Here is a 17,089-nt window from a genome sequence, read left to right on the forward strand (position 1 = left end):
AGTTATAGTTTACTTTTTTAAAATTATCTCTCTCGGGGGAATTGAATCAGGTAGTAAACCCGATTTCAATATTATCCGTTGCCCCACATCACTGGCCAGGAACGTAACAAATCCCGCTGCCAAACCATTCTTACTTGAGCAATTGATCAAATATAAACTCCTGCTCAAGGGATACTGTTTTAAGACAAGTGATTCTTGTGAAGGTTTAAAATATTCATTAGGATACTGTTTGTTTCCTTCATCTCTAACCCCTACAACTTTCACTTTTTCAACATAATCCGCATACTCTTTTTCCGGGTTATTAATCCAGCTAAAGCCTATAATGCCTAATGCGTCAGGATGTTCGCTTACGTACTTAATAACTTCGATATTTGATTTAAGCGCGTATATATTCTTCTGCTTAAACTCCTTATTACCAGAGAAGTCCTTCAAATACCTTACCAAACTTGAGTTCGGATTGTCAAAAACTATAGTTTTATTTCCGTTCCCCTGGCCTTTAAGCTCCTTTTTTAATTGAGCGACAGTAATAGCGGTATCATTCGATGCCTTATTAACTATCAATGTAATTGCATCAACTGCAAAAGGTACTTCCTCAACACTCAATGTACGGCGCGTTATTATATTACGCTCCGCGGTATCAAGCGTGCGCGATAATACCGCAAGCCTGACACTGTCGTTTAACAACATATTTACAGCCTGGTTTTCTGTTTTATAAATAAATACCGGGTCGGCGTTGGGGTACCGGCTTCTGTAAACATATTCTTCCTGTGCTACTATAGGCGAAAAAGATTCATCGGCTACGAAAGTTGCTCTTCCGGCGTTGAAGCTGTCGGTTGGTACGGATTTTACTTGTTTTTGCTTACAAGCCTGTAAACCGGCTATTAAAACAATTAAAACCAATACATATACAACCCCTAATTTAATCTTCATACTGATCCTTCTTAAACAATCTCGAAAACCTCAAAATCGCGTATCCTATAATAAACGCACCGAAAAGTAAACGTTGATAATGTTGCAGTTGCAGCGGGAGCGCGTCCCAAAACATGATCATGAGACCTAAAACCACAAAGCAAATAAATGCAGCAGTTCCTAAAATAAGCAAAAACCGCCTTTTGGGCGATTTTTGCTCTTTATTGTAATTAAATGGCATTACTTATTCTTCAGATGCTAAAGTAAAGCTGATTGGAACACTGTATTGTACACGAACCGGACGACCGTTTTGTATACCCGGTTTCCATTTTGGTGAATTTTTCAATACACGAACTGCCTCTTCGTCGCAACCGCTGCCGATGCCTCTTACAACCTTAATATCGGTTAAAGAACCATCCTTTTCCACAACGAATGTACAAATTACACGTCCTTGTGTATTGTTTTCGCGGGCTACGGCCGGGTACCTAATGTTTTTGCTCAAATACTGACCAAATTTCTCCAAACCGCCGGCAAATTCTGGAACCTGCTCAACTGAAGTAAAGATCTGGTTAGGATCAGCTTCTACCACTTGTTTAACGTCTGAGTTACCTACCGGCTCATCAATTCTGATATCGGCGTTAGGGTCACCTTTTTGGTCTTTTTGACCCGGATCGGCAACAGCAAGCTCTTTTACTGTTGGTGGATCTTTCTCCTTAACCTCGTTATCTGGTTTTACAACCGGAGGAGGGAAACGAACCTGGTCTACCTTTGGTTTTGGTGGTTCAGGTGGCGGCGGAGGTGGTTTTTTGGTTTGGTCAACCGGTGGCGGAGGTAACAGAACCACGTCTGTTATCTTCACTTTTTCGTCTTTCGCTGGGATAAGACCTTTGATCTTGTTGATGATAGTTGGCAAAGAAACTATAAATACAAAAACCACTATAGCAATGATCAACGACCTGCTGGTGTTTTTTGAATTCTCTTTCCTTAGCTCGTAAGCGCCATAGGCTTTATTACGATTACTAAAAACAACGTCGATCCATTCCTGCTTTAGTATGTCTAATTTTGATCCTAACATCTGTTAAGGCTTTAATGGAAGTTTATAACGTTATTTAATATTATTTATTATCGTTGTACAAGCCGTCTTTTTTAAGCAACTCAATCTCCGGTGCTGTTATATCAACGATACCATAGCTTTGGATATTGGCGATATTGATCTCATCAAGCGTGCTAACCATATTTTTATATTTTGATTTATCGCTTGGTTTAATCACAACAAACATGTATTTGCCTGTTTTTTGCTGTACTTCTTTGCTTTTTTCAATTAACGTTTTACGCAACCCGTTAGGGCCAAAATTGTCAATTGTGGGCGCTGATTTTCCCGGCTCGCCGATGTACCACTCCAATTTATCGTCGCTTCCCAATAAAATGGTCATCGAACGTGAAGCGGCAATATCCATCTGATCTTTTGTTTTCTCATCCTTATCAGGCATGGCCAAGTCCATCGCTTTTGGTTTAGCGAGTGTAGTGGTCATGATGAAGAAGGTGATCAACAAGAAAGCCAGGTCAACCATTGCGGTTAAATCTACACGGGTCGATTGCTTCTTACTGCGAACCTTACCGCCTTTATGTTTGCCTCCCCCGGAGGTATCTAATTCTGCCATGGTCTTTTATTTTTTTGGAGCACCACCGGCGCTGCCCAAATCCGTAATTAAACTAAACTTGTTAACTTTTTGCTTTTGCAAAATACCGATAACATCCTTTATAACCGGATATTCTTCTTTGCTATCACCTTTAATAGCTAAACGAAGTTCCTTGTTGTGTAAGGCTTTGGTAGCTATACGGGCCTGGCGAATCCAGTTGGTAAGCTCTGCCGAAACAGAGTCTCTCGGGATACCCGGCTGTGCATATTTCTTTTGCTGATCGGCAGATAAAGCAATAAACTGTTTCAACTGGTTCATTGGCACGCCAAATGAATTGATAGAAGAAAAACGTGTTTGCTCTTCAGGGGTAAAGGTCATATGATATATCGAACCCATCTGGTTCAACATTTCCTTACGGATATCAACACCTTCAACACCAAAGAAAGCTTTTTGATTACCTACAGATACTGTAGCAAAATCAGACTCAGGCACTGGCTGCTGGATTGAAGACTTTGGTATATCAATAGGTACCGGATCCTCGGTTTTTACTTTTGCGGTCATGATGAAGAAAGTAAGCAGCAGAAACGCCACGTCGCACATAGCGGTCATGTCAATTGCGGTGCTCTTTCTTGGAACTTTTATCCTTGCCATGTTAAATTTCTTAAAAATATATAGTGTTTCAGTATTAACTATCTTGCCCCTAACTTATTGTGCATGAGGCATAGCACTAATATATTCTTATTTGTTTTTGTGAGATGAAGCAAATGTTTGTACAATGCTAAATCCGGTTTCGTCAATAGCGTAAGTCAACTTATCAATTTTTGATGTAAATACGTTGTACATAACAATTGAAATAGCTGAAGTACTGATACCGAATGCAGTGTTGATCAAGGCTTCAGAAATGTGAGCTGATAGTTCAACCTGGTTAGGTACACCGGCAGTTGCTAATGAAGAGAACGCTTTGATCATACCCACAACCGTACCTAACAGACCGGTTAATGTACCAATAGATACCAAAGTAGCGATGATAGTTAAGTTTTGCTCAAGCATTGGCATTTCTAAAGCTGTAGCTTCTTCTATATCTTTTTGGATAGCTAAAGTTTTTTGGTCAACGTCAAGGTTTGGTTCAGCTTCCATTTCGCCATATTTTTTCAGTGCTGATTTGATAACGTTAGCAACAGAACCTTTTTGTTTGTCGCACTCTGCAGAAGCACCTGCAATGTTACCGGCATTTAAAAGAGATTGGATTTTCCTTACGAAGCTATCAACACTACCAGTACCTGAAGCTTTGCTGATAACAATGAAACGCTCGATAGAGAAAACGATAACCATTAATAAGAAACCCATGATCACCGGTACGATAACACCACCACTGTGAACTGTGCCGAAAATGTCTGTTGGGTAAGCGTTAACATCACCACCTTTAAAGTGACTTGGATCACCTAAAATGAATATAAAGATACAAGTTGTAACAATAAGACAGATTGGAATGGTTAAAGAAGCAAACATGCCAGATGCACTTGAGCTTTCTTTCTTAACAGGAGTAGTTGGTTTTGTTGGTGCGTTTGCCATTACTTTTGAATTTTTAGTTTTTGTTTTTGTTTATTTTATAAGTTAGTTAAAATGCGCTGTTTGTTGGGAATAACAAAAATAGAATTTTATTGAATTAAAAAAACCATTTATGTTATTCTTTACAATTTTTTAATACAGAATATCATTCTGTGTATTGTTGGTGAATATAAACGCAACATTACAATTTTATTGTGTGTTACCAACACAATTATATGCAATGAAAACCATTTTTTTTAAAAATAGCAAGTGATAACACATAAAATTTGTGTTACCAAGCTAAAATAGCCCGTTTTTTTTAAGTTTATAAAAGGTATCTGTACCTTTTAACTATGATGCAAGCTTTGTAACAGATAGTTGTGCACTTTGTTTAAAAATGCTTCTTTCAAATAAGTTTGTTAAACTACCGGTTTATAATTGTTTATTTTTTTTTCAGATCACCCGCCGGCTTTTTTAGCTTTATAACCGGCGGTTTGTAATAACAGCAGTATTTTATCCCTGAAATCGCCCTGGATCAGTATTTCGCCGTCTTTAATCGAGCCACCAACCCCGCATTTCGATTTCAATTTTTTCCCCAACGCTTCCAGGTCAGCATCGGCGCCAATAAACCCCGCAATGCGCGTAACCAGTTTGCTGCCTCCTTTACGGTCAAGATATATTTTAAGATTTTGCTGCTGTGGCGGCAATGTTTCGGCCCCTCCCCCACCGGTTTCCTGGTATTGAAAATTGGGGTCGGTTGAGTAAACTACGCCTGTAAAATTTTTCTTAGCCATATTGATCAATTTTTAAATGACGGGCCAACTATAACCTTTAATGATTTTGGCAATATATTAATATCTATGCCTGTACCCGCCACCTGGGGTTCGCCATCCAGGTGAATAGGGCCGGTATGCTCCCTTTTGATCAGGATTTGCTTACCGCGGATAATTTCTACATATTTGGAGCTTTCGGTAGCTTTAATGAGCATGCGCACACTCATTTCCGGAAACCTCCACAACGGAAAAGGCTTTATCACGCAAACATCCAGCAAGCCATCCTGCAGGCTTGCCTTGGGCGATATATGCACATTATTGCCATATTGCGAAGAATTGGCTATACTAAGCATGAATGCTTTATAATCATATTTCTTTCCGTCGATATCCAGGTGATAGTTTTGCGGCTGGTAGCCAACCACTTCTTTTATCGACGATTTTATATAACTGATAAAACCACGCTTTTTACCATGCGAAAAAATCTCGCTGATGTGAGCGTCAAACCCCATGCCTGCCATATTAAAAAATGGCTGCCCGTTAATCCTGGCCGAATCAATAATTTCGGTACGGCCCGAGGCAAGGTTTTTAATAGCATCCCTTGTATCCATAGGGATCCCCAAAAATCTTGAAAGCCCGTTGCCTGAGCCAAATGGCACTATGCCAAGCGATGTATCCGTATCTACAATGGCCGAAGCCACTTCATTAACCGTGCCATCGCCGCCAACGGCCACTACGGTATCAAATTTGCCTACAGCCTCGGCCGCTATTACCCGCGCATGGGCTACGCCATCGCTAAACGCTATAACCGGCTCCATTACACCGGCATCAACAGTATCTTTAATCAGTTCAGGCACCCCGTCCTTCTTCTTCCCGCCCGAAATTGGGTTTATTATAAATAACGCTTTCCGTTTCAACTATATATATTATTTCAATCGTCAAAAGTAAATGTATTTTCGGCTTTGTGAAATTTGTTTTATTTTTACCGCCCGAATGTGGACTGATTTAATGCTCCCTTTTACACCGGAGCTGGATTGCAACCACGTAAAAAAGTGCTAAAACCATGCTTCTTTTTACTGCCCGATCCGTCTTAAAACCCTCCCAGTCGATTTTTACTTTACTTATTTAAATTTTATGTCATATTTATTTACTTCAGAGTCTGTATCAGAAGGTCACCCGGATAAAGTGGCCGATCAGATCTCGGACGCGCTGATTGATCATTTTTTAGCATTTGATGCCGAATCGAAAGTTGCCTGCGAAACGCTGGTAACCACAGGCCAGGTTTTTTTAGCCGGCGAAGTAAAATCAAAAGCCTATCTCGATGTACAAAAGATTGCCCGCGAGGTGATTAACAGGATCGGGTATACCAAAGGCGAATATATGTTTGACGGCAGTTCATGCGGTGTGCTATCGGCCATCCACGAACAATCGCCCGATATTAACCAGGGGGTTGACCGCACCGCCAAAGAAGAACAAGGTGCCGGCGACCAGGGTATGATGTTTGGCTATGCCACTGTTGAAACCGACAACTATATGCCGCTTGCCCTTGATATAGCCCACGCTTTATTAATTGAGCTTGCAGCTATCCGCCGCGAAAACAATGAGATCAAATACCTTCGCCCGGATGCAAAATCGCAAGTTACGCTTGAGTACAGCGACGATAACAAGCCACAGCGTATTGATGCCATCGTTATATCAACTCAACACGATGATTTTGACGACGAACCGGCCATGCTCGCCAAAATCAGTGCCGATATCATTAGTATCCTGATTCCGCGTGTTAAAGCTAAATATCCTAAATACGCCCACTTTTTTAACGACGATATTAAGTACCACATTAACCCAACCGGTAAATTTGTTATCGGCGGGCCGCATGGCGATACCGGCTTAACCGGCCGCAAAATTATTGTGGATACCTACGGTGGTAAAGGTGCACATGGTGGCGGCGCTTTCTCGGGTAAAGATCCTTCAAAGGTCGACCGCTCGGCTGCTTACGCTACCCGCCACATTGCTAAAAACCTGGTTGCCGCCGGTTTGTGCGATGAAGTGCTTGTACAGGTATCCTATGCAATCGGCGTAGCGCAACCAATGGGTATTTACGTAAATACTTACGGCACCGCCAAGGTCGACCTGCACGACGGCGACATTGCCAAAAAAGTAGAAGGCATTTTCAATATGACCCCATACGCCATTGAAACCCGCTTTAAACTACGTAACCCTATTTACAGCGAAACCGCGGCTTACGGCCATTTCGGCAGGCCTAACGAAATAGTTACCAAAACTTTTGTTGGCCACGACGGCAGCAAGTTGGAACGCGAAGTTGAGCTGTTTACCTGGGAAAAGCTTGATCATGTTGATAAGGTTAAAGCAGCCTTCGGGTTGTAATTAATTACACCTATATAATATACGCAATAGCGACGGGCTTACCTGTCGCTATTGTTGTTTAAGCCTCCTCTATATCTCCCCCGGTTGGGGAGAATTGAAGCCCCTCTCCGCCGGAGGGGGATTTAGGGTGAGGCTCCTTCCTAATTAAATTATAAATACATACATTTATCACCCAAAATCCCCCGAACCTAATTAATGCCCACTAATACCCGTAATGCCGTAACCGCTATCATTTATTTTGCTGTATCAGTTATGATAACGGCATGGTTCATTGAACAAAAGTTTGGCTATGTGGTAACTCCAGATGCTATATTGCTATCCAACATTGTTGCAGCCATTAAATGGGTAGTGATGACGATTGCGGCAATGGTTTTACTTAAAGAAAACAAATGGTTATTTATCAGGCGGACGGCGTTTGCCAGCCTGGCGGGAAGCTGCGCCATGTTTTCTGTTTATGCGTTCAGATATATGCCCGTAAGCAGCTGGCAGCAATTCACCTACGCCATGGCTTTTTCCCTGCTGGTAATGACGATATTCTTTTTTAAGGCCATTATAAGTACCCGGCTATCGCTTAAATGGTTTGCGGCATGGTTGTTTTGCCTTGTTATAAGTGTGGTATTACAAGTTAAAGTGGTGTTTAGCCTGCACCCCGGAATTGTAACAAATGAGGTGTCCCATTTTTTTGATTCCCGAAAAAAAAGTGAAATTTCCTGATCCCTTCTTTTTTTAAAAAACCGGGTGTCCCATTTTTTGAGATCCGAACGCGAAACAGGCGTTTAATGAAACACCTTAAAAATCAACCATTTAGCATTTTTAGCGAAACAGATTTAAATATTTGATTATCAACAATTAAAGCTTTTTACCAGTAAATTTAACTACTCATTAAAGCAGCGGTTCAACGCGTTTTTCACCTTGTATTTTTAATGTATTTTTGCTGTTTCTTGGGTTTTTTATTTGAACCCTCCATTTTACCGAAAGGTACTGACAAAACAGCGCCACCAATATTGCAAAAACCTACAGCTAAATTTGCCCCTCACACACCCCTCTCCAAAGGAGAGGGCTTATGAAAATTTCCCCGGGGGCATTAAGTCAATATTTCTAAGCCGGAAGCCATAAGTCGGAGTTCTTCCCGTTATGCCGTAAATATTCGGAAGGTTTTTAATTCCCTCCGCTGGGAGCATAGCCGTTAACTTAAGAGTTTAATTCAGCTTAAACGCATCAAACTCCCCTCTCGAGAGGGGGCGCGTTGGAAAAAAGCGGGAGCAGGGGGTGTGTTATACAAGCAATAAGTCGCGCGTAGAGTAACACACCCCTCCACCCCTCTCAAGAGGGGAATCGCTCAATCCCTCGCTTTTTTTACTTCTTCCGAACACTTATGCCGCTTTACCCGGGACTTACGACTTTGCCCTAAACACCAAGCATTAATTTATCAACGACATAACGCTATGATTGAAAAAAATGGACGACCACTGGTTGTGGAAATGATCCGCGCCGATGTGCGCGAGGCGGCGCGAAGAGACGCTAAAAGAGGGATCCGACCAAGGGTTTATGACCCTGACGCTATCCCTCCCGATGCTTTTATTATTCACCAGGCCAGTACATGGATGGCGATGGAACGCGAACGCCAAACGCCCCGGATGCTGTTTGGCGAGTTTTGGCTTGAGGGTGAGCTGTGCATCCTGTTTGCCGATACCAATATGGGCAAAAGTTTGCTGGCTGTACAACTGGGCGACAGCATTACCCGCGGCAAAGCCATCACACCGTTTAAAATGGACGCCGAACCCTGCCCGGTCCTCTACATTGATTTTGAACTAACCGGCAAACAATTTGAACAGCGCTATACCGACGGCAGCGCCACCCACACCTTTCACGAAAATTTTTACCGGGGTGAGTTTAACCAGATGACCGGCCTGCCGCATGATTTTAAAACGTTTGATGAGTTTATTACCCATGCGCTTAGTCGCGCTATTAAACGTACCGACGCCAGGGTGCTCATTATTGATAATATTACCTGCCTGCGCAACGGTACCGAGCGTAGCAGCCAGGCCCTCTCGCTCATGAAACAGCTCAAATTGCTTAAAACCCGGCATGGCCTCAGCATCCTGGTGCTGGCCCACACGCCCAAGCGCAACCCTTCACTGCCTATTACCCGCAACGACCTGCAAGGCAGCAAAATGCTCATCAACTTTGCCGACAGCGCTTTCGCCATGGCCGAAAGCCAGACCCTGCCCGGCTACCGCTACCTGAAACAGGTAAAACAACGCAGCACGGCCGAAATGTATGGCAGCCATAACGTATGCCTCGGCAAACTGGAAAGGCAAAAGGGCTTTTTAAAATTTGTATTTTCCCATACCGATAACGAGGTTAAACATCTGCGCCGCTACAGCCAGGTAGAGCGCCAGCGCCGGGCGGCCGATGTGCTGGCGCTTCATAAACAGGGTTTGAGCCAAAGGCAGATTGCCGGGCGGTTGGAGATGAGCTTATCGGCAGTGAACAGGGTGTTGGGGGTTGCGGAAGGAAGATGAATTTTTCTAATTACGCTCCCGCAAGCGTCCTCGCTTGTGGGCTTCATGCTAAGCTATGCTTTTCACATTGCAGACCTAAACGCGGGCCACAAGCGAGGACGCTTGCGGCAGCGAGTGCGGGGGGATGATTGGTTTGATGTATTACTAAGTTATTTATTAATAACTGAATTATAGGTTCTTCAACACAAAGAAAATACCTATAATTGTAAACAATATACGATTTGCAAATTGTCGCCAAACAATAGCCAACCTAAATCATATTTAAAAATGTCATTCTTATTAACAAGTTTTAATATTTTGGATCTTCATGGAGACATGGATGTCAAAATAAAAGTCCGTGATAACAAACTCATTATCGTAGCTGAAAATGGCCTTGGCAAAACCACGATAGTAAATATTATTTATTACACTTTATCGCAGCAATGGTATAAATTGAGCGAATATACTTTTAGTAAAATAGAATTCACTATAAACGGCACTAATCTTGTCATATCACGAGATGAATTAACTGAGTATATTAAATATCGAAGGCTTAAAGGCCGTACTGTTTATAGAAAAAACTTAAGTCCGAGGTATTCCAGAGTTGCGGATTACCTTGTTGAAAATAACCTTCTCCCACATTTACTCAATAGCCCAACAGAATTAGAATTAATAGCTAAAAAATTTGAAGTCCCTTCAGGTTTTATATATGACTTATCACACGAAATATATTTTTCTAAAGATGAATTGTTTAAAGAAGCATTACTTGAGGTGGATACTTTTTTATCTAAAGAGATAAGTGCTCAAATATTGTATTTACCGACTTATAGGCGCATCGAAAAAGATCTAAAAAACATTTTTCCGGATCTTGAAACGAATCTTGATACTCTAAGAAATCGAAGAATGACTCAAACCGGTGAGAACAACAAGAAATATATTGAACTTGTCGAGTTTGGAATGGATGATGTACAAATTAAGGTAGATCAAAAGCTAAATTCACTTTATATAAACTTTACAAATAACCTCCGACAGTCCTTGATGGGAGGCTATCTCAAAGACATCTTAAATAAAAATTATGGACAATATAACTATGCCTCTATACAAAATATTAGTTCGGAGAAATTAACAGAAATACTTAGTCGCATAGACAATAGTATTCTACAGACTAAAGAGAAAGATAGCCTTACCCGATTTGTAGACAACTATAAAAGTAATCCAACAGCCATAAATAATGAAGATAAAATCATTGCATATTTTATTCAAAAACTCGTGGATATCTATCAAAAACAGTCTGTTGAAGAGGCGGATGTAATAAGTTTTGTTAATATCTGCAATACTTATTGTATTAATAAGGATTTTATCTATTCAAGAGAAGAACGAAAAATCAAAGTATTCTTAAAGGACCTTAATAAAGAAATTAGTTTTGCTAAATTAAGTTCCGGCGAAAAACAAATTGTATCGCTGTTCAGTCACCTTTATTTATCGGAAACAAAAAACTTCTTTGTAATCATAGATGAGCCTGAATTGTCATTGTCAGTAAGCTGGCAAGAGCGATTTCTAACTGACATACAAAACGCTTATAATTCCGGCATTATAGCGGTTACGCATTCCCCTTACATCTTCAGTAATGAACTTGACCTTTATACAAAAGGATTTAACGAATTCATCACTGTTAAAAGCTAATTGATGGAATTATGAATATTACGTCTTTGAAGCAAAATGCTTTCGGTCCGAATTATATTTATTTAAAAATCTTGCAGAAATATAAATTCAATTCAGATGAATCACACTTTATTTTTGAAGGGTACGAAGATCAATCATTTTATTTCAACTTTTTCCAAAATTGGGCATCGAACTCTGTAACATATATAAGTATGGGAAAGAAACATTCAATTGAACTTTATAATAAGTTGGATTGGACTGTTTATGATAAGAGGAGAATCATTATTTTTATTGACAGAGATTATTCTCGGATATTGCAGGAAACTGTTCCTTCTGATATCAACATTTATGAAACCACCTACTATTCAATTGAAAATTACATTGTTAATTCCTTCATTCTTAGAAGGCTTATTAACGAAATTTTACATTTCCACGAGGAAGAAGTTATTAACCGTATACTTCAAAAATTCGAACAAGGATATCATCAGTTTTTCAAGTCAATAAAACCAATTCTCGCTTGGATATTGATAATTAGAAGTCACAATTTAAAAGCGAATCTTAACCAAATTGATCTTTCAAGATTATTTAGCATTAATAACCAATTGTTTTTTCTTGACCAAAAAGTTAATAGAATCGAATATTTAGAACGTGTTACAAATACGCAGACCCCTGTAATAGGGCTATCAATTTTTAAAAATTGGTATAATATAATTGACGACCAATCATCAACAAAACTCGTAATAAGAGGTAAATTTGATTCTTGGTATTTAATTACTTTTTTCAACAAGTTAAATCAATATTTGCGGGATAGTGAAGGCTTTGAATCTAAAGTCAGAACCAATGTAAATTTGGCAAATGCAATAGAAATAATAGGCCCTCGAACAATCATTCCTGAGCGTTTGGATAGCTTTATAAAACGATTAAATATAAATTTGTAGCCCCTGCTACCGCAAGCCAAATTCGAGACATAGCATATTTACCACAAGGCACAGCCTTGCGGTAGCAAAAAAATCGGGAACGCTGCCGCAAGGCTGTGCCTTGTGGCCCGCATGCAAGGTATAAATCATGCATCTGCATTACATAAAGTATCAGCCATGCCTCCCCGCCACCGCAAGCAAATCCTGACATACGCAATAAATATACGTCGCTAAACCGGCGGCTGGTAAACTGCCCAAAAGGTATATTGTCCCGGGCAGGCCCTTTGGCAACATATCAAAATCAGCAGGCTTTATTCCATTCGCATCGGCAGAGATATTTAGCTGCTGCCTACCGAAGATGGCGTTACGCCAAAACGTTGCTTAAATGATCTGCTGAAGTGGGCTGTGGTTTCAAATCCGCTTTCAAAAGCCACGTCGCTTATCGTTTTTTCACTGTACATGCTCAGCAGGCTCCTGGCGTATTGCAGGCGCTTTTCTAATAACCACTTGCCGGGCGTACTGTTAAAGGTTGCCTGAAAATCTCTTTTAAATGCCGAAAGACTGCGGTTGGCTAATTGGGCAAATTGCTCCAGTTTTAAATTGTAACGGTAATTGTCTGTCATTACCCTTTCCAGGCTTACTGCGCGGGGCTCATTCACCAATGAGCAAAAGTAGGAGAGCAATTCGCTGTTAACGGGATTATCCGCTATAGTTAGGATCAGCTCCTTAAATTTTAATTCTAAAAGGGATTGCGCAGGTTCCCTGGCTTCGGCAAAGTAAGAAGCCATGGAATGAAAGAAACCCGCCAGGGTTTCGCTGGAATTCAAAGTGATCACCTGCCTGTGCCCGGCGCTTTTTACAGGCGCGCTAAATTTTTGGCCGAGGGTTTGGCAAATAAAGTCGTCGGGAATAAAGAAGAGTACCAGGCAAAATCCTTCGTCAAAAAATTGTTCAAGTACGAATGCCCCTTTCCTGATAAACACGCAGCTACCTGCACCAATATCGTACGACCCTTCGGCGGTATGCCAAATCTTCCTGCCCTCCACTACGTAAAATAGGTAATTGTATTGGGTCCAGAGCGGCGAAAATTTGTTCTTCATCAGGCGTGCTTCGGCGGGGCAGCTGAATATAGTGATCAGCGACTCGTTGCAGTTAAACTGACGATAATAGTTGGGGTGTTGCAGCACCCTGTCGTACAAATTATTCATAACGCAATACTATAAGCTAATTTAATTATTTTGAACTTTCAGATCATTATTCTGGGCTTTTCAGACAAAAATATTCTTACCGCTTTCATTAACTTTGTTTCAATATCATAAACATAACACAATACAAATCAAAAACTTAAACCCATGAAAAATATGAACCCAAACAAAGCACTATGGGAAAAGGGTGATTTCACCCAGGTAGCAGCTACCATGCGCGAAAGCGGCGAGGAACTGGTTAATAAACTGGGAATAACCAAAGGGATGAAGGTACTTGACCTGGGTTGCGGTGATGGTACAACCGCTATACCGGAAGCCAGGCTTGGCGCAGATGTTACCGGCGTTGATATAGCCGCTAACCTTGTTGCAGCAGGTAACGCAAGGGCAAAGGCCGAAGGACTGGGTCAATGCAGGTTTTATGAGGGAGACGCGACCGACCTTCACGAATTAAAAAATGGTTCGTTTGACGCTGTGGTTAGCATTTTCGGAGCAATGTTTGCTCCAAAGCCTTTTGACGTAGCTAAAGAAATGGTGCGCGTAACCCGGCCCGGCGGCAAAATAATCATGGGTAACTGGATACCCGGCGACCCTACCCTGGTAGCACAGATCCTTAAGATAAGTTCGGCCTATACGCCGCCACCGCCCGAAGGTTTTGTAAGCCCGATGTTATGGGGTATTGAAGCAAACGTTACAGAACGTTTTAAAAGTGCCGGTATAAATGAAGAAAATATTTCTTTTACCAAAGAATCCTTTACGTTTAAGGCTCCTTACGCCCCGGCCAACTTTGTTCAGGTTTTCAAAAACTATTATGGCCCAACCATGAACGCGTTTGAAGCTGCCGAAAAAAACAACAAAAGCGACGAACTGCAACATGAACTGGAAGCTTTGTTCAATGACCAAAATACGGGTGGGGAGCAAAATACTAACATAAAGGCTACCTTTTTGAAAGTTACGGTAGTTAAGTAGCATGGCTAAGCTTAATTTAAAGGCATCACATTTTTGTGTTGCCTTTTTTGCTGGTGAGAAGTTGAAATGATTTTACGACACTCAGCACCCTTTCGCTGGCGCACGCGTGTCGCGTGTGTCCCGCATGCTAAGTAACACCTCATGCTTGCCTATATATGTGCCTGCATGCTCGATAATCCATTATCCCTCGTCATCTGCATATCTTTTATAAGCAAATTAGGTACACGCGGCACGCGTGCACCAGCCATAAAACTCAGTTTCAACAAATCAATTATGTGTATTAATATTTGAACCTTATTATTGTAGCTTTATACACCTAAAACACATCCATGAGTCGCAAATACAAGTTTTTGAACAAAGAAGGATTATACTTTGTAAGTTTTGCCACAGTTTATTGGATTGATGTATTTATCCGACCTATATACAATCAAATTATTATTGAAAGCCTTACCTATTGTCAAAAGAATTTAGGCATGGAACTATACTGCTGGTGTATTATGCCAAGTCATATCCATTTAATTTACAGCGCAAAGAACAACAATCCTGAAATTATATTAGGTCGGTTTAAAGAATACACGGCTAAACAACTTATAGCAACAATTACATCAAACATCCAGGAATCACGAAGAGACTGGATGTTGTGGATGTTTAAACGCGCTGCTTCAAAAAGTAGTAATGTTAAACAGAATCAATTTGGCAACATCATAATAAGCCTATCGAACTTTGGACTGTAGCGGTAATTGAACAAAAGGCCGATTATATTCATAATAACCCTGTGGAAGCCGGTTTTGTTACCGAACCTTCATATTGGCAATATTCAAGCGCGATAGATTATGCAGATGGCAAGGGTTTAATTGATATTGAGTTTTTATAAATAGTACATGCTTGCAGTCAGGATACAGTTCGTAGCGAAAGAAGCCCTCAACAAAAAAGGCTAACCATCTCTGATTAGCCTCTTCACATAATTACCCGTTTAACTTATTATTTTTAACATTCATTCTCCTTTGTACTGTGCGCAACAAAAAAACCGCATAATGCACTTGCGCTTAATGCCAATAATAACGTAATCATAGTGTTTAATTTTAGGTGAATAATTAATTAATACTATAATTAGTACGGATAAAACTGGCTATAGTTTTATTAAATAACCGTTTTTTGATACTGAGAAAGCACTTTTACAATTATTATTTCTTTCAGGTTAAAAAATTAGGATATTATTAGCAATAAAGGCAAACCAGCAATAAAATCGAAATCCTTTTGTCCTATTTATTTCCCTCGCCCGGGCCGAAATAGCACTGCTTTGAGCGGCAAAGGCAATAACCGCAACGAAAAAAGGCATAAAACCGGGTATTTAAGCCATCAACAAAAAACATATCTTTAAAATAATTAATTTACCTGGACTTATCTGCCTGCTATGGAACCTATTGCACCAGCTCAAACTATTAACCAGATTATTGAACAGTTAGAAGCCATTATTGCCGATGCAATAAAAACCGATAGCCGCGCCGGATATTTTGCGGCCCTATATCATAAGGTTACCTGCAAGGTAAGGGAAGGCATCCAGAACGGTGAGTTTGAAAACCCTGCCCGCATGGAACAGCTGGACGTCATTTTCGCCAACAGGTACATTATGGCTTACCATTGCTGGCAGCAAAAGCAACCCTGCTCACAGTCGTGGGAGCTGGCTTTTAGCATTTTTGATAAATCGTCGAGACTGGTATTACAGCACCTGCTCATTGGCATGAACGCGCATATCAACCTTGATTTGGGTGTTGCCGTTGTTGAAGTAGCCCGCAACCTTAACCAACCGCTAACCGAGGTCCATAATGATTTTAATTCCATCAATACTATACTTTCGGCACTTACTTATGAGGTGATCAGCGAGCTGAACCGGATCTCGCCGCTGCTGTCACTGGCGGGCCTGCACGCGCAAAATAATTCTATCCTCATCCAGTTTGCCCTTGGCAATGCCCGCGATGGCGCCTGGTGCTTTGCCGAAGACCTGTTTACCCGTAACGGGGATGCTTACCCTAAGCAGATTGCCAGCAGGGATAGTGATATCAATAAACTGGGACTTGGCATTGTTAACCCCGTTGGGATGCTGCGTATTACCGTATGGATCATTCACCTGTTTGAAAAACGGGACCCATCCAAAATAACTGAGATTTTGAGTACTTATAAAAAGACTTATTTGAAGGTGAATTAGATGTTTAGCGCTGGGTAAACGCTAAATTGCAAGAAGAAGCGGGAGATCCTATTTGTAAATTGCAATCAGCACAAAAAACAATACCAGTATTCCTGCTCCAAAAAACTTTACATAATTGTTAAGCCATTGAGGTATATAAAAGAGATGCCGATAGCCGGGAAGGTGTTGCCCTGTAAACACTGCACGCAGTATTTTATAAATATATAGCGGAATATTACACAGATATACACCAAGTAAACCAATTGTTTCGAGCGTTGAGCCTTGTGTAACACGCTTTGGAATTTAGATTATTTATAATACAATAATAATTAATATTGTGTATCGCCGGGCAGTCAATTAAATATAAAGTACATAACGTGCTATATAAGCCTTCCTAA

16 protein-coding genes are annotated in these 17,089 nt (G+C 40.8%); 8 read left to right on the plus strand and 8 right to left on the minus strand.

Going from position 1 to position 17,089, the window contains the following annotated elements; all coding sequences use genetic code 11:
* Window positions 1-9: 9 nt before the first annotated feature.
* The 7 genes from DIU38_RS19050 to DIU38_RS19085 all read right to left on the minus strand — a co-directional run bounded on the left by DIU38_RS19050 (window position 10) and on the right by DIU38_RS19085 (window position 5,784).
* On the minus strand, window positions 10-930 hold the full coding sequence (locus DIU38_RS19050) for a PstS family phosphate ABC transporter substrate-binding protein (RefSeq protein ID WP_112654857.1): 921 nt from the start codon (window positions 928-930) through the stop codon (window positions 10-12).
* A gap of 223 nt (window positions 931-1,153) precedes the next feature.
* Window positions 1,154-1,984, minus strand: a complete 831-nt coding sequence (locus tag DIU38_RS19060) for an energy transducer TonB (RefSeq protein WP_090533925.1) — start codon at window positions 1,982-1,984, stop codon at window positions 1,154-1,156.
* A 40-nt stretch (window positions 1,985-2,024) separates the two neighbouring features.
* A complete protein-coding gene (locus DIU38_RS19065) occupies window positions 2,025-2,570 on the minus strand; it encodes an ExbD/TolR family protein (RefSeq protein WP_091175771.1) in 546 nt (181 codons plus the stop codon).
* Window positions 2,571-2,576: 6 nt separating this feature from the next.
* Window positions 2,577-3,200: an ExbD/TolR family protein gene (locus DIU38_RS19070; protein ID WP_112654858.1), complete on the minus strand. Its 624-nt coding sequence runs from the start codon at window positions 3,198-3,200 to the stop codon at window positions 2,577-2,579.
* Window positions 3,201-3,287: 87 nt separating this feature from the next.
* On the minus strand, window positions 3,288-4,121 hold the full coding sequence (locus DIU38_RS19075; RefSeq protein ID WP_090533930.1) for a MotA/TolQ/ExbB proton channel family protein: 834 nt from the start codon (window positions 4,119-4,121) through the stop codon (window positions 3,288-3,290).
* Window positions 4,122-4,555: 434 nt separating this feature from the next.
* Entirely contained in the window at window positions 4,556-4,891 is a 336-nt protein-coding gene (locus DIU38_RS19080; protein WP_112654859.1) for a translation initiation factor, read from the minus strand.
* A 5-nt stretch (window positions 4,892-4,896) separates the two neighbouring features.
* Window positions 4,897-5,784 (minus strand): diacylglycerol/lipid kinase family protein, encoded by an 888-nt coding sequence (locus DIU38_RS19085; protein WP_112654860.1) that lies wholly within the window; start codon window positions 5,782-5,784, stop codon window positions 4,897-4,899.
* A 217-nt stretch (window positions 5,785-6,001) separates the two neighbouring features.
* Here DIU38_RS19085 and metK point away from each other — a divergent pair, with 217 nt between their 5' ends.
* The 5 genes from metK (at window position 6,002) to DIU38_RS19110 (ending at window position 12,356) form a co-directional block, all read left to right on the plus strand.
* The gene (metK, locus tag DIU38_RS19090) at window positions 6,002-7,252 is read left to right on the plus strand and encodes a methionine adenosyltransferase (protein ID WP_091175761.1); all 1,251 of its coding nucleotides are present in this window, start codon (window positions 6,002-6,004) and stop codon (window positions 7,250-7,252) included.
* Between the two features lie 195 nt (window positions 7,253-7,447).
* Window positions 7,448-7,966 carry a hypothetical protein gene (locus tag DIU38_RS19095; protein WP_112654861.1) on the plus strand — a complete coding sequence of 173 codons (519 nt, stop codon included), beginning with the start codon at window positions 7,448-7,450 and terminating at the stop codon, window positions 7,964-7,966.
* Between the two features lie 731 nt (window positions 7,967-8,697).
* Window positions 8,698-9,777 (plus strand): AAA family ATPase, encoded by a 1,080-nt coding sequence (locus DIU38_RS19100; RefSeq protein WP_112654862.1) that lies wholly within the window; start codon window positions 8,698-8,700, stop codon window positions 9,775-9,777.
* A gap of 267 nt (window positions 9,778-10,044) precedes the next feature.
* On the plus strand, window positions 10,045-11,439 hold the full coding sequence (locus tag DIU38_RS19105) for an AAA family ATPase (protein WP_112657628.1): 1,395 nt from the start codon (window positions 10,045-10,047) through the stop codon (window positions 11,437-11,439).
* A gap of 11 nt (window positions 11,440-11,450) precedes the next feature.
* Window positions 11,451-12,356, plus strand: coding sequence for a DUF4435 domain-containing protein (locus DIU38_RS19110; RefSeq protein WP_112657626.1), 906 nt, complete (start codon window positions 11,451-11,453; stop codon window positions 12,354-12,356).
* Window positions 12,357-12,673: 317 nt separating this feature from the next.
* On the opposite strand, the gene DIU38_RS19115 is transcribed toward DIU38_RS19110, so the two are convergent.
* Complete coding sequence (locus DIU38_RS19115; protein ID WP_112657622.1) at window positions 12,674-13,543, minus strand: helix-turn-helix transcriptional regulator; 870 nt, start codon at window positions 13,541-13,543, stop codon at window positions 12,674-12,676.
* A gap of 144 nt (window positions 13,544-13,687) precedes the next feature.
* Here DIU38_RS19115 and DIU38_RS19120 point away from each other — a divergent pair, with 144 nt between their 5' ends.
* The 3 genes from DIU38_RS19120 to DIU38_RS19130 all read left to right on the plus strand — a co-directional run bounded on the left by DIU38_RS19120 (window position 13,688) and on the right by DIU38_RS19130 (window position 16,712).
* The gene (locus DIU38_RS19120; RefSeq protein ID WP_112657620.1) at window positions 13,688-14,506 is read left to right on the plus strand and encodes a class I SAM-dependent methyltransferase; all 819 of its coding nucleotides are present in this window, start codon (window positions 13,688-13,690) and stop codon (window positions 14,504-14,506) included.
* A gap of 329 nt (window positions 14,507-14,835) precedes the next feature.
* Window positions 14,836-15,240 carry a transposase gene (locus DIU38_RS19125; protein ID WP_243770705.1) on the plus strand — a complete coding sequence of 135 codons (405 nt, stop codon included), beginning with the start codon at window positions 14,836-14,838 and terminating at the stop codon, window positions 15,238-15,240.
* Window positions 15,241-15,920: 680 nt separating this feature from the next.
* Window positions 15,921-16,712, plus strand: a complete 792-nt coding sequence (locus tag DIU38_RS19130) for a DUF5995 family protein (RefSeq protein ID WP_112657618.1) — start codon at window positions 15,921-15,923, stop codon at window positions 16,710-16,712.
* Window positions 16,713-17,089: the final 377 nt, after the last annotated feature.

Origin of the sequence: Mucilaginibacter metallidurans (genome assembly GCF_003286435.2) — a bacterium.
Lineage (GTDB): Bacteria > Bacteroidota > Bacteroidia > Sphingobacteriales > Sphingobacteriaceae > Mucilaginibacter > Mucilaginibacter gossypii.

Excerpts from the sequence above, each read along its gene's own strand:
- DIU38_RS19130 (WP_112657618.1), top strand. The coding sequence starts at position 15,921 with ATGGAACCTATTGCACCAGCTCAAACTATTAACCAGATTATTGAACAG.
- DIU38_RS19105 (WP_112657628.1), top strand. The coding sequence starts at position 10,045 with ATGTCATTCTTATTAACAAGTTTTAATATTTTGGATCTTCATGGAGAC.
- DIU38_RS19050 (WP_112654857.1), bottom strand. The coding sequence starts at position 930 with ATGAAGATTAAATTAGGGGTTGTATATGTATTGGTTTTAATTGTTTTA.
- metK (WP_091175761.1), top strand. The coding sequence starts at position 6,002 with ATGTCATATTTATTTACTTCAGAGTCTGTATCAGAAGGTCACCCGGAT.
- DIU38_RS19095 (WP_112654861.1), top strand. The coding sequence starts at position 7,448 with ATGCCCACTAATACCCGTAATGCCGTAACCGCTATCATTTATTTTGCT.
- DIU38_RS19100 (WP_112654862.1), top strand. The coding sequence starts at position 8,698 with ATGATTGAAAAAAATGGACGACCACTGGTTGTGGAAATGATCCGCGCC.
- DIU38_RS19065 (WP_091175771.1), bottom strand. The coding sequence starts at position 2,570 with ATGGCAGAATTAGATACCTCCGGGGGAGGCAAACATAAAGGCGGTAAG.
- DIU38_RS19075 (WP_090533930.1), bottom strand. The coding sequence starts at position 4,121 with ATGGCAAACGCACCAACAAAACCAACTACTCCTGTTAAGAAAGAAAGC.
- DIU38_RS19070 (WP_112654858.1), bottom strand. The coding sequence starts at position 3,200 with ATGGCAAGGATAAAAGTTCCAAGAAAGAGCACCGCAATTGACATGACC.
- DIU38_RS19120 (WP_112657620.1), top strand. The coding sequence starts at position 13,688 with ATGAAAAATATGAACCCAAACAAAGCACTATGGGAAAAGGGTGATTTC.
- DIU38_RS19110 (WP_112657626.1), top strand. The coding sequence starts at position 11,451 with ATGAATATTACGTCTTTGAAGCAAAATGCTTTCGGTCCGAATTATATT.
- DIU38_RS19115 (WP_112657622.1), bottom strand. The coding sequence starts at position 13,543 with ATGAATAATTTGTACGACAGGGTGCTGCAACACCCCAACTATTATCGT.
- DIU38_RS19125 (WP_243770705.1), top strand. The coding sequence starts at position 14,836 with ATGAGTCGCAAATACAAGTTTTTGAACAAAGAAGGATTATACTTTGTA.
- DIU38_RS19060 (WP_090533925.1), bottom strand. The coding sequence starts at position 1,984 with ATGTTAGGATCAAAATTAGACATACTAAAGCAGGAATGGATCGACGTT.
- DIU38_RS19080 (WP_112654859.1), bottom strand. The coding sequence starts at position 4,891 with ATGGCTAAGAAAAATTTTACAGGCGTAGTTTACTCAACCGACCCCAAT.